We start from the raw sequence: 12405 nt of genomic DNA on the forward strand, positions 1-12405 counted from the left end.
ATAATATTAAAATTTATTTAGAAAGACAACAAAGTCATTGGAGGACAATTGAATGTTTTATATTAATTTTTGGAAACGAGCATTTGATTTTAAAGGAACGTCTAAAGTTTTAGAATTTTTAGCTTGCATATTTTTTAATTTTATAATTGGTTTATGTATAATAATAAGTGGATTGTTAGTTCCGATTTCATGGGAAAACGCAATTGTTAATTTGTATAATATCGTATTATTATTAATGGTAATACCTACAATTTCCATGCTTGTACGTGTAATTAGAGCTTTTAATAAAAAAAATAAGAGACAGTAATATAGTTCATTTTTGTGGGGGTTATATAATGAAAGAAGGAACAATTCTGTTTGATTTTGATGATACTTTAGTTGATTTTAAAGCTGCTGAAACCTATGCTTTTTATAAATTGATAGATTGTTACAATTTTAATGCATCACCACAAGACTTCAATTTTTTTACTAAAGTTAATCAGCAACATTGGCAAGATTTTCAAAAAGGGGAATTATCTAAAGATGAAGTCTTATCACAACGTTTTGAACGCTTTTTTGAAAGTTATAATATTAATGTAGATGGACAACAAGCTGATTCCATTTTTAGAGATGCATTAGCTAATGCACCGCTAACTTATTTTGATAATATGTTAAATACATTGAAAGAGTTAAGTAGAAAATTTGATTTGTATATTGTTACTAATGGTGTATTAGAGACGCAAGAACGAAGAATAGCCAAATTTGCGTTAAAAGATTTGTTTGATGGTGTATTTGTATCAGAACAAACAGGTTATCAAAAACCTATGCCTGAATTTTTTGATTACGTATTTGATAAAATAGGCGAATGTCGACGAAGCAATACGATGATAGTTGGCGATTCATTAAGTTCAGATATACTAGGAGGTATCAATGCCAACATAAAAACGTGTTGGTTTAACCCTAGACACCAAATTAACGACACTAATATCGAAGCAAACGTCACTATTAATCATTTCGAAGAATTGTTAGTAACAATATAAAAAGGATTGTGTTAGCTTAAACTAACACAATCCTTTTTATGGTTCCCATACTAATACATCGTAGTCTTCATTGTTTTTTTGGTGTAAATCTTTAAACCCATGTTTAACGAAAAAGTCTTTTGATTGATTACGTGCGATTACTTTAATAGGAAACCCTTGTGATTTTGCAAAGTCTAATAACTCAGTCCCATAACCACGATCTTGGAAATCTTTTAAAACTTCTAATTTCCAAATAATTAAATAATCATCAAATTCTGGGAAATGTTCTTCTTCGACTTCGCCTTTTCTATAAAGCGCCATCCTTGCACCTAATCTTTCCCCTACATAGATACCATAAAATGGAGATTCAGAGCTTGCATCGATCATTTCGCCACGTAGTTCATCTACCATATATAAGTCTTTATTACCGAAGTTTCTAAAATCTTCGAATAATTCATCAGTTTTATAGTTTATATCAAGACGCTTTACGCTTGTCATAGCATCTTCCCCCTTTATATTTATATATTATTATTATACCCTAAAAACAATGATTTTTCACAGTTTTAGATGTACATACAAATACTAATATTACGTAAAAATGATTTTGAAATTTAAATAAAAAAACAATAGGTATCTTTAGCAAAGTATATTTTATGGATAGAAATTTTTTATATGTAAGCCGTAAAATTGTCAAAGTGCCGTATAAACTTTATACTAATTAGGAATATAGGACATAAGGAGAATTATAAATGGATTGTATGACGACAAAATTAAACGAAAAAGATCAATTTATAACGAGCCTTGCTAATAGTGATGAAACGTTAAATAAATTTTATCAATTTGATGCCATGGCCAATGATAATTATAAGTACAAAGTGGAACAATCCACGAATGGTAGAGAACAACAACTTGCAAATGTTATTCATCAATATATGAGTGATTTAACTTTGTCTCAGCAACAACTTACAAATATTGAACAATTAAGAGAAGGTGCGAAAGTAGTTATTGGAGGCCAACAGGCTGGTTTATTTGGAGGACCTCTATATACTTTTCATAAAATATTCTCAATTATAACTTTAAGTCAGTCTTTAGCTACAGATTACGGGACGACAGTAGTACCTGTGTTTTGGATAGCCGGTGAAGATCATGACTTTGATGAAGTTAATCATACATTTGTATATAGTAATCATGAAGCTCAATTACATAAAGTGAAATACCATACTTTAGAGCCACCCGAAGATAGCGTGTCTAATTACTATCCTAATAAGTTACAATTAAAAGATGCGTTAAATCAGTTTTTCAAACATCAACCTGAGACACAGCATACAAAAGAATTGTTAACATTAAGTCACAGTATTATTGATCGTTATGACAGTTGGACAGCAATGTTTAAGGCGTTATTACATGAAGTTTTTAAAGAATATGGCGTGTTATTTATTGATGCACAAGATAAATATTTAAGAACAATGGAGCGACCTTTCTTAAAAGAGTTAATCAATCGATTTAATGAGGTAGATGAAGCATTTAGATCGGCACAAGATAAATTAAAATCTCATGGTTTCGAACAAATGATTCACACAGATACAAATGTGCATTTATTTATCGAAGAAGATAATATGCGACAATTATTAACTTATGAAGAGGGTAAATTTAAAACAAGTAAATCCAATTCCTTCTATACTAAAGCAGAATTATTAAATATTGTAGAACAATCGCCAGAAAGGTTTTCTAATAATGTTGTCACACGTCCATTAATGGAAGAATGGTTATTTAATACTGTAGCTTTTGTAGGTGGACCAAGTGAGATAAAATATTGGGCAGAATTAAACGAAGTCTTTGAAACTTTAAATATAGAAATGCCTATTGTTATTCCTAGGTTGAGAATAAGTTATATTAATGAAAGAATTGAAAAGTTATTATCAAAATACGCGCTTCCAATCGAAGAAATAATTGCGAAAGGTACGGAAGGTGCTAAAGATAAATTTATACGAGCGCATGCATCAGACACTTTTATTAATAACATCGAAGAACTTAAGCAGCAACAAACACAAGTATTTAAGTCTTTAAAAGAAGAAGTACAAGATAATAATGACAATAAAATGCTGTTAGAAAAAAATAATAATATTCATATGCAGCAATATGATTATTTAATTAAACGGTATTTATTAAATATTGAACGAGAAAACGACATTAGCATGAAACACTTTAGGGAATTAAATCATTCACTCCACCCAATGGATGGATTACAAGAAAGAATATGGAATCCATTACAAATTATGAATGAATTTGGGATAGATGTGTTCAGTCCCTCCACCTATCCACCACTTTCCTACACTTTTGAACATGTAGTTATAAAACATTGATATATCAGTATTTAAGCCCGATTCATCATTTGATGGATCGGGTCTTTTTTTGCCTTTTTTAATAAATTTTGGTGAAAATTGTATAATTAGTGGAGGATAGTGGTAAGATGTGGTAAATTATATGTATGAGAAGGTGAGGTGAGAAAAAATGTTCATGGGAGAATACGAACATCAATTAGATACAAAAGGACGTATGATCGTTCCATCTAAATTTCGTTATGACTTAAATGAACGTTTTATTATCACTCGAGGCCTTGATAAATGTTTATTTGGCTATACTTTGGAAGAATGGCAAGTTATTGAGGAAAAGATGAAAACTTTACCAATGACAAAGAAAGATGCACGTAAATTTATGCGTATGTTCTTTTCTGGTGCTGTTGAAGTAGAACTTGATAAACAAGGGCGTATTAACATACCTCAAAATTTGAGACAATACGCAAACTTAGATAAAGAATGTACAGTAATCGGTGTATCAAATCGTATAGAGATTTGGGATAGAGAAACTTGGAACGGCTTCTACGAAGAATCTGAAGATAGTTTCGAAGAGATTGCTGAAGATTTAATAGATTTTGATTTTTAAATGGAGGAATTAACTTGTTTCATCATATAAGCGTAATGCTAAAAGAAACCATTGATTATTTAAATGTTAAAGAAGATGGTGTGTATGTAGACTGTACGCTAGGTGGAGCAGGGCATGCGCTCTATTTGTTAAATCAATTGAATGACGAAGGCCGTTTAATTGCTATCGATCAAGATACTACAGCTATAGAAAATGCAAAGATAGTTTTAAAGGATCATTTACATAAAGTAACCTTCGTGCACAACAACTTTAGAGCATTACCACAAATTTTAAATGACTTAGATATTGAAAAAGTAGATGGTATCTATTACGACTTGGGCGTTTCTAGCCCACAGTTGGACGTTCCCGAGCGTGGATTCAGTTATCATCATGATGCGAAATTAGATATGCGTATGGATCAGACGCAAGAACTTACTGCTCATGAAGTAGTAAATGAATGGTCTTTTGAAGATTTAGTCAGAATTTTCCATCGTTATGGTGAAGAAAAATTTGCTAAACAAATTGCAAGACGTATAGAACAAAATCGCAATCAAAAAGAAATCGAAACAACATTAGAATTAGTAGACAGTATCAAAGAGGGGATACCAGCGAAAGCTCGTCGAAAAGGCGGTCATCCAGCTAAAAGAGTTTTCCAAGCAATAAGAATAGCAGTAAATGATGAGTTGGCTGCATTCGAAGATTCATTAGAACAAGCTGTTGAGCTTGTCAAAGTTGGTGGTAGGATTTCTGTAATCACTTTCCATTCTTTAGAAGATCGTTTGTGTAAACAAATGTTCCAAGAATATGAAAAAGGACCAGAAGTACCAAGGGGACTACCAGTTATACCAGAAGCATACACCCCGAAATTAAAACGTGTTAACCGCAAACCAATTATTGCTTCCGATGAAGATACCGAAAACAATAATCGTGCTCGTAGTGCAAAATTGCGTGTCGCTGAAATTTTAAAATAAGGAGTGCATTGTAAGTGGCTGTAGAGAAGATATATGAACCATATAATGGTTCAGCACAACAAATACCGGAATCACAACCTTCGACCCAACCAAGTTCGAGGTCAGTTAAAAGAAAAGTAGTAGTACAATTAACTAAGTTTGAAAAAATGTTATACATAGGACTTATAACAATAATTGCTTTGATTAGTATATATATGCTATCTTTGAAAATGGATGCGTATGATACTCGAGGAAAAATTGCAGATTTAGATACAAAAATTGAAAAACAAGCAAGTGAAAATAGCTCGATAGAATCTGAAATTAAAAAGAACTCATCTTACGAACGCATTTACGACAAGGCTAAAGATCAAGGTATGAGCCTTAAGAACGATAATGTAAAGGTAGTGCGTAATAATGGCGAAGCGAAAAATTAAACTTAAAAAACCAAAAATACCTAAAATTCCAATAAAACAAAATAAAATAGGGGCAGTCCTACTCATCCTTGGATTCGGACTGCTCTTTTTTACGTTGATATTAAGATATTCATACATCATGCTCACCGGACACTCTTCCGGCGAAGATTTAATTTTAAAAGCAAATGAAAAATATTTAGTCAACACTCAAAAGCAACCTGAACGAGGTAAAATTTACGATCGTAACGGTAAAGTTTTGGCTGAAGACGTTGAAAGGTATAAAGTCGTAGCTGTCGTTGATAAGAAAGCGAGTAAGGATAGCGATAAACCAAAGCACGTTGTCGATAAAAAGAAAACTGCTAAAAAATTATCTGAAGTACTTGATTTGTCTCAATCAGATATTGAAAAACGATTGAAACAGAAAAAAGTTTTCCAAGTTGAATTTGGGCAAAAAGGTACAGATTTAACTTATAAGGATAAGCAAAAAATAGATAAAATGGATTTACCGGGTATAAAACTATACCCAGAAACTGAACGTTTTTATCCTAATGGTAACTTTGCGTCACATTTATTAGGTATAGCACAAAAAGATCCTGATACAGGAGAACTTAAAGGTGCTATGGGTGTGGAAAAGATTTTTGATAGCTATCTATCGGGTCAAAAAGGGTCGTTATCATATATTCATGATATTTGGGGCTATTTAGCACCAAATACAAAACGTGAAAAAATGCCTAAACGTGGCGATGATGTACACTTAACAATTGACTCAAATATTCAAGTTTTCGTTGAAGAAGCATTAGACAAAATGGTCGACCATTACAAACCAAAAGATGTGTTTGCTGTTGTTATGGATGCACACACAGGTGAAATCTTAGCTTCAAGTCAAAGACCTACATTTAACCCAGAGACAGGTAAAGACTTTGGTGAAAAATGGGCGAATGACTTATACCAAAACACATATGAACCAGGTTCAACTTTTAAATCATTTGGCCTGGCAGCAGCAATTCAAGAAGGGAAATTCGTCCCTAACAAGAAATATATGTCTGGACACAGAGACATTATGGGTTCTAGAATTTCAGACTGGAACAAAGTCGGTTGGGGTAAAATCCCAATGACACTTGGATTTACGTATTCATCAAATACATTAATGATGCACTTACAAGATTTAGTAGGTGTCGATAAAATGAAATCATGGTATGAAAAATTTGGTTTTGGTAAATCTACCAATGGCATGTTTGACGGTGAAGCAAGTGGTGGTATTGCTTGGGATAATGCAGCACAACAAAAAACATCTGCATTCGGCCAATCTACGACTGTAACACCTGTTCAGATGTTACAAGCTCAAACAGCATTCTTTAATAAAGGTAATATGGTTAAACCATGGTTTGTAAATAGCGTTAAAAACCCAGTAAGTAATAATAGTTTCTATAAAGGTAAAAAAGAATACGCAGGCAAACCCATTACTGAAAATACAGCGAAAAAAGTGCGTGTTGAATTGGATAAAGTTGTAAACAGTGAAGATAGCCATGCGAAAAATTATAGAATTCATGGTTATGATATCGCAGGTAAAACGGGGACGGCCCAAGTTGCCGATTCTAAAGGTGGCGGCTATGTAAAAGGTGAAAATCCATATTTCGTTAGTTTCATCGGGGATGCACCGAAAAAAGATCCGAAAGTCATTGTTTATGCTGGAATGAGTTTAGCACAAAAAAATGACCAAGAAGCTTACGAAATGGGTGTCAGTAAGGCATTTATTCCAATTATGAAAAACACACTTAAATATTTAAACGTTGACGGTAAAAATACAAAAGATTCCTCAGATGTTAAATTTAGTAAAGTGCCAGATGTTTCAGGTGAATCCGTGCAAGAAGCTGAAAATAAATTGAACGCCAAATCATTAAACCCTCAAGTTATTGGTTCTGGTGAAAAGATTTCAAAACAATCAGTGAGTGCCAACAAGAAGATTTTACCGAATAGAAAAGTTTTATTACTTTCTGATGGAGATCTAACGATGCCAAACATGAAAGGTTGGTCTAAAGAAGATGTATTAGCATTTGAAAGACTAACTGATGTTAAAATCACGACTAAAGGTAGTGGTTTCGTTTCCAAACAATCAACTTCAGAAGGACAAAAAATTAAAAAGAACGATAAGATTGAAGTTGAATTTTCAGCAGATAAAATAAGTGGAGATTCAAAATCAAGTAGTTCTTAAAAAGCAAATTAGATGAGACAAAATTGAGGGGAATATGTGTTGTTATTATAAACGAACAACAGTATTTCACCTCAAAGTCTCACTAATTATACATATGAATTTGTAGTCAGCAAAAACGTAAAAACCCATAATATAAAAAAGGAGATCAATATGGTTTATTTACTCGCAATAATTGCATTTTTAATATCTATCATTTTAGTACCTTTGCTCATACCGACATTAAAAAGAATGAAATTTGGTCAAAGCATTAGAGAAGAAGGGCCAAGAAGTCACATGAAAAAAACAGGTACACCAACTATGGGTGGTCTAACATTTTTAATTAGTGTTATAGTGACTGCTGTGTTAGCTATTATATTCATGGATAATTCTAATCCAATTATTTTATTATTATTTGTAACTATTGGTTTCGGATTGATTGGATTTATCGATGATTATATTATCGTAGTTAAAAAGGATAATGAAGGTCTAACAAGTAAACAGAAATTTTTAGCTCAAATTGTTATTGCAGTAATCTTTTTCATATTGAGCCAGGTTTTTCAATTAGCAAACTTCTCTACAGGAATACATATTCCATTCACTAATATTGAGGTACAATTATCAATTGTTTATGTCATTTTTATAATTTTCTGGCAAGTTGGTTTCTCAAACGCCGTAAACTTAACAGATGGATTAGACGGCTTAGCAACAGGATTATCTATTATTGGATTTGTAATGTACGCAATTATGGCTTTTGTTCATGGTGCAAATTCAATTGGCATCTTTTGTGTCATAATGATTTTCGCTTTATTAGGCTTTTTACCATTTAACATTAATCCTGCTAAAGTGTTTATGGGTGATACTGGTAGTTTAGCTTTAGGTGGCATCTTTGCTACGATTTCAATCATGCTAAATGAAGAATTATCACTTATCTTTATTGGATTTGTCTTTGTTGCTGAAACATTGTCAGTCATGATTCAAGTTACAAGCTATAAATTAACAGGCAAAAGAATTTTCAAAATGTCGCCTTTACATCATCACTTCGAATTGGTAGGTTGGGATGAACGTAAAGTAACAACTGTATTCTGGACAGTAGGACTTATTACAGGGTTAATCGGTTTATGGATTGGAGTGCACTAATATGCTAAATTATACAGGCTTAGAAGGAAAAAATGTCTTAGTATTAGGCTTAGCAAAGAGTGGTTATGAAGCAGCCAAATTATTGACTCGTCTTGGCGCCAATGTTGTAGTCAATGACGGTAAAGATTTATCGCATGATTCACATGCTAAAGATTTAGAAAATATTGGTGTGCAAGTTATCGGCGGAGAACACCCTTTATCATTGCTAGATAATGCACCAATCATTTTTAAAAATCCAGGTATCCCTTATACAGTGCCTATTTTACAAGAGGCACAAGCACGAGGATTGAAAATATTAACAGAAGTAGAATTAAGCTATCTCGTATCAGAAGCACCTATCATTGGTGTTACTGGGACAAATGGTAAAACAACAGTTACTTCATTAATTGGCGATATTTTTCAAAAAAGTAGACTGGTAGGAAGGATGTCAGGGAATATTGGTTACGTTGCTTCTAAAGTAGCTCAAGAAGTTACTAAAGATGATTACCTAGTTACTGAATTATCATCTTTCCAATTATTAGGAATAGAACAATATAAGCCACATATTGCTATTATTACAAACATATATTCAGCACATCTCGATTACCATGAGACGCTAGATAATTATCAAAATGCGAAGAAACAAATTTATAAAAATCAAGATGAGCATGATTATTTAATTTGTAATTATCACCAACGTCATTTAATTGAATCTGAATCTTTAAAAGCTAAAACTTTATACTTTTCTACACAACAAGAAGTCGATGGTATATATATCAAAGATGGTTACATTGTGTTTAAAGGTTTCCGTATAATCCACACCGATGATTTAGTTCTACCTGGTAAGCACAACTTAGAAAATATATTAGCGGCAGTTTTAGCAGCTTTACTTGCTGGTGTTCCTGTTAATGCAATTATTGCTAGTTTAACGACGTTCTCTGGCATAGAGCACAGATTACAGTATATTGGCACAAATAAAACAAACAAATATTACAATGACTCTAAGGCAACGAACACTTTAGCGACTCAGTTTGCACTTAATTCATTTAAGCAACCGATTATTTGGTTATGTGGAGGTTTAGACCGAGGCAATGGATTTGATGAATTGATTCCTTATATGGAAAATGTTCGTGTAATGATTACTTTTGGCGAAACGCAAGAAAAGTTTGTAAAATTGGGTGAGAGTCAAGGTAAATATGTAATTAAGGCTATAGATATAAAAGATGCAGTAAATAAAATACAAGATATAATAGAGCCGAATGACGTAGTATTGTTATCTCCCGCGTGTGCAAGTTGGGATCAATACAATACTTTTGAAGAGCGTGGTCAACAATTTATTGATAGCTTTAAAGCTCAATTACCTTCTTTTTAAGGATGTGACAAACTTTGGCCGATAAAGTAAGAACTTTTGACTCTGAGTATTTACAAGAAAAGCGAGAACGAAGACGTAAAAGGCAGAAACAAATTCAATATACAATTTTTGGTGTTTTACTATTCGTGATTATAATATTTTTACTGTATATGTTTACATCTATTAGTAAAATTAGTAATGTCAAAATAGTAGGAAATGATAACGTATCCAAAAGTAAGATTGAAAAATATATCAATGTTAAATCGGATTCGAGAATGTACACATATAGTACTAGAAAAGCTGAAAACAACTTGAAAAAACATGAGCTGATTAAAGATGCTGAAGTGAGAAAACATTTCCCTAACAAAATGACTGTTAAAGTTACTGAATATAAAATAGTAGGATTAGTAAAAAAGAAAGATGACTATGTCCCTATTTTAGAAAATGGTAAACAACTCAATAGTTACAGTGGAACATCTACTGATGATGGACCAATATTAGATGGTTTCAAAAAAGGGAAACAAGAAAAAATAATTCAAGCGCTAGCTAAAATGCCAGCGAATGTACGTAATATGATTTCTGAAATTAAATATGATCCAAGCGATAATTCACAAAATCAAATTAAACTTTATACTTCAGATAACTTGCAAATTTTAGGGAATATCAAAACGATTGCGAGTAAAATGAAGTATTACCCACAAATGTCTCAATCATTAAAACGTAATGATTCTGGTGAATTAGAAAAATCAGGTTATTTAGATTTAACAGTAGGTGCTTCATTTATTCCTTACTCTGAATCATCTAATACAAAATCAGATAGTGATAAAGACGTAGAAGAAGGTACAGCACAAGCAGATAAGGCAAAAGATGAGTTACAAAGTGCCTTAAATAAAATCAATAAGAACACAAAAGAAAGTAATTAAAAAATTTTGACAAATACATGTGTTTATAGTTCACAAGCATGGCAACGTATTGTAAACTAAACATAGCGTAAAATAGAATAGTTAATGTCAGGAGGTGCCTATCTATGGAAGAACATTATTATGTAAGTATAGATATAGGTTCATCAAGTGTTAAAACAATTGTAGGCGAGAAATTTCACAATGGTATAAATGTGATAGGTACAGGACAAACCTACACAAGTGGTATAAAAAATGGTTTAATAGACGATTTTGATATAGCTAAACAAGCAATTAAAGATACAATCAAAAAAGCTTCGATTGCTTCAGGTGTAGATATAAAAGAAGTATTTTTAAAATTACCAATTATTGGTACTGAAGTTTATGATGAAACGAATGAAATAGAATTTTATGAAGATACTGAGTTAGATGGTACACATATTGAAAGTGCATTAGAAGGCATTCGTGAAAAAAATGAGGTGCCTGAAACTGAAGTAATTAATGCATTTCCCATTAAATTTATAGTTGATGGCGACAATGAAGTATCTGACCCTAAAGAGCTGATCGCTAGACATTCATTGAAAGTTGAAGCAGGCGTTATTGCAATACAGCAATCTATTTTAATTAATATGATTAAATGTGTAGAGTCATGTGGTGTAGATGTTTTAGACGTTTACTCAGATGCATATAATTATAATTCAATATTGTCTGCAACTGAAAAAGAATTAGGTGCATGTGTTATTGATATAGGTGAAGATGTAACTCAATTAGCATTCTATGAACGTGGAGAACTAGTTGATGCTGATGCAGTAGAAATGGCTGGACGTGACATTACAGAAGATGTTGCTGAAGCATTTAATACTACTTATGAAACAGCTGAAAAAGTTAAACATCAATATGGTCATGCATTTTATGATTCAGCTTCAAGTCAAGATATTTTCAATGTGAACCAAATCGATAGTGATGAAGAAGTTCAATATACGCAAAAAGATTTAGCTGATGTTATTGAAGCACGCGTAGAAGAAATCTTCTTAAGTGTATTTGACGTGTTAGAAGAACTAGGATTAACTAAAGTAAATGGTGGTTTCGTTGTTACAGGTGGTTCTGCTAACTTATTAGGTGTTAAAGAATTATTAGAAGATATGGTTAGTGAAAAAGTAAGAATTCATACGCCATCTCAAATGGGAATTAGGAAACCAGAATTTTCTTCAGCAATTTCTACTATTTCTAGTAGCATTACTTTCGACGAATTATTAGATTATGTTACAATTAGTAATCATGGCAGTGAAGAATTTGAAGAAGAAGTAATTGAATCAGAAGAAAAAGAAAATACTTCTAAATCTAGCGGATTTGATTGGTTTAAGAAAAAGTCAAATAAGCAGGAGGGCGCTATTTCAGATGATTCTGAAGCAGCACACGTACATAAATCACCGGCATCTTCTCAATCAATAGACGAACATGAAGAACAATATGAAGATGAGTATGTAGAACACGATCATGAGCCTAAAGAACAAGAAGAAAGTAAATTTAAAAAACTGATGAAATCATTATTCGATTGATTGGCC

At 32.3% G+C, this 12405-nt stretch carries 12 protein-coding genes; 11 read left to right on the forward strand and 1 reads right to left on the reverse strand.

Translation table 11 applies throughout. The annotated features are described in order from the left end of the window. The first annotated feature begins 52 nt into the window (after positions 1–52). The gene (locus tag RPL90_RS02920; protein WP_313544215.1) at positions 53–307 is read left to right on the forward strand and encodes a DUF805 domain-containing protein; all 255 of its coding nucleotides are present in this window, start codon (positions 53–55) and stop codon (positions 305–307) included. Positions 308–335: 28 nt separating this feature from the next. After that, positions 336–1019 (forward strand): YjjG family noncanonical pyrimidine nucleotidase, encoded by a 684-nt coding sequence (locus RPL90_RS02925; RefSeq protein ID WP_313544232.1) that lies wholly within the window; start codon positions 336–338, stop codon positions 1017–1019. 36 nt (positions 1020–1055) lie between these two features. Here RPL90_RS02925 and RPL90_RS02930 read toward each other — a convergent pair whose 3' ends face one another. Further along, on the reverse strand, positions 1056–1496 hold the full coding sequence (locus RPL90_RS02930; RefSeq protein WP_313544247.1) for an N-acetyltransferase: 441 nt from the start codon (positions 1494–1496) through the stop codon (positions 1056–1058). Between the two features lie 251 nt (positions 1497–1747). Here RPL90_RS02930 and bshC point away from each other — a divergent pair, with 251 nt between their 5' ends. The 9 genes from bshC (at position 1748) to ftsA (ending at position 12399) form a co-directional block, all read left to right on the forward strand. Further along, positions 1748–3361, forward strand: a complete 1614-nt coding sequence (bshC, locus tag RPL90_RS02935; protein ID WP_313544265.1) for a bacillithiol biosynthesis cysteine-adding enzyme BshC — start codon at positions 1748–1750, stop codon at positions 3359–3361. Positions 3362–3509: 148 nt separating this feature from the next. After that, positions 3510–3941 (forward strand): division/cell wall cluster transcriptional repressor MraZ, encoded by a 432-nt coding sequence (gene mraZ, locus RPL90_RS02940; protein WP_048794145.1) that lies wholly within the window; start codon positions 3510–3512, stop codon positions 3939–3941. A 14-nt stretch (positions 3942–3955) separates the two neighbouring features. Further along, a complete protein-coding gene (rsmH, locus tag RPL90_RS02945) occupies positions 3956–4891 on the forward strand; it encodes a 16S rRNA (cytosine(1402)-N(4))-methyltransferase RsmH (RefSeq protein ID WP_313544331.1) in 936 nt (311 codons plus the stop codon). A gap of 14 nt (positions 4892–4905) precedes the next feature. Beyond that, positions 4906–5304, forward strand: a complete 399-nt coding sequence (ftsL, locus tag RPL90_RS02950) for a cell division protein FtsL (protein WP_313544372.1) — start codon at positions 4906–4908, stop codon at positions 5302–5304. Next, positions 5285–7495 (forward strand): penicillin-binding protein, encoded by a 2211-nt coding sequence (locus RPL90_RS02955; protein ID WP_313544384.1) that lies wholly within the window; start codon positions 5285–5287, stop codon positions 7493–7495. The genes ftsL and RPL90_RS02955 overlap by 20 nt, the downstream gene beginning before the upstream one ends. Positions 7496–7645: 150 nt before the next feature. Further along, positions 7646–8611 carry a phospho-N-acetylmuramoyl-pentapeptide-transferase gene (mraY, locus tag RPL90_RS02960; protein ID WP_313544398.1) on the forward strand — a complete coding sequence of 322 codons (966 nt, stop codon included), beginning with the start codon at positions 7646–7648 and terminating at the stop codon, positions 8609–8611. Between the two features lies 1 nt (position 8612). Further along, a complete protein-coding gene (murD, locus tag RPL90_RS02965; protein WP_313544412.1) occupies positions 8613–9962 on the forward strand; it encodes a UDP-N-acetylmuramoyl-L-alanine--D-glutamate ligase in 1350 nt (449 codons plus the stop codon). A 14-nt stretch (positions 9963–9976) separates the two neighbouring features. Continuing rightward, on the forward strand, positions 9977–10864 hold the full coding sequence (locus tag RPL90_RS02970) for a cell division protein FtsQ/DivIB (RefSeq protein ID WP_313544427.1): 888 nt from the start codon (positions 9977–9979) through the stop codon (positions 10862–10864). Positions 10865–10968: 104 nt separating this feature from the next. Next, positions 10969–12399, forward strand: coding sequence for a cell division protein FtsA (gene ftsA / locus RPL90_RS02975; RefSeq protein ID WP_313544443.1), 1431 nt, complete (start codon positions 10969–10971; stop codon positions 12397–12399). The last annotated feature ends 6 nt before the right edge of the window (positions 12400–12405 follow it).

Source organism: Staphylococcus kloosii (assembly GCF_032139365.1).
GTDB classification, from domain to species: domain Bacteria; phylum Bacillota; class Bacilli; order Staphylococcales; family Staphylococcaceae; genus Staphylococcus; species Staphylococcus kloosii_A.

Coding starts and splice junctions, on each gene's coding strand:
- RPL90_RS02920 (WP_313544215.1), top strand. CDS start 53: ATGTTTTATATTAATTTTTGGAAACGAGCATTTGATTTTAAAGGAACG.
- RPL90_RS02925 (WP_313544232.1), top strand. CDS start 336: ATGAAAGAAGGAACAATTCTGTTTGATTTTGATGATACTTTAGTTGAT.
- RPL90_RS02930 (WP_313544247.1), bottom strand. CDS start 1,496: ATGACAAGCGTAAAGCGTCTTGATATAAACTATAAAACTGATGAATTA.
- bshC (WP_313544265.1), top strand. CDS start 1,748: ATGGATTGTATGACGACAAAATTAAACGAAAAAGATCAATTTATAACG.
- mraZ (WP_048794145.1), top strand. CDS start 3,510: ATGTTCATGGGAGAATACGAACATCAATTAGATACAAAAGGACGTATG.
- RPL90_RS02955 (WP_313544384.1), top strand. CDS start 5,285: ATGGCGAAGCGAAAAATTAAACTTAAAAAACCAAAAATACCTAAAATT.
- mraY (WP_313544398.1), top strand. CDS start 7,646: ATGGTTTATTTACTCGCAATAATTGCATTTTTAATATCTATCATTTTA.
- murD (WP_313544412.1), top strand. CDS start 8,613: ATGCTAAATTATACAGGCTTAGAAGGAAAAAATGTCTTAGTATTAGGC.
- ftsA (WP_313544443.1), top strand. CDS start 10,969: ATGGAAGAACATTATTATGTAAGTATAGATATAGGTTCATCAAGTGTT.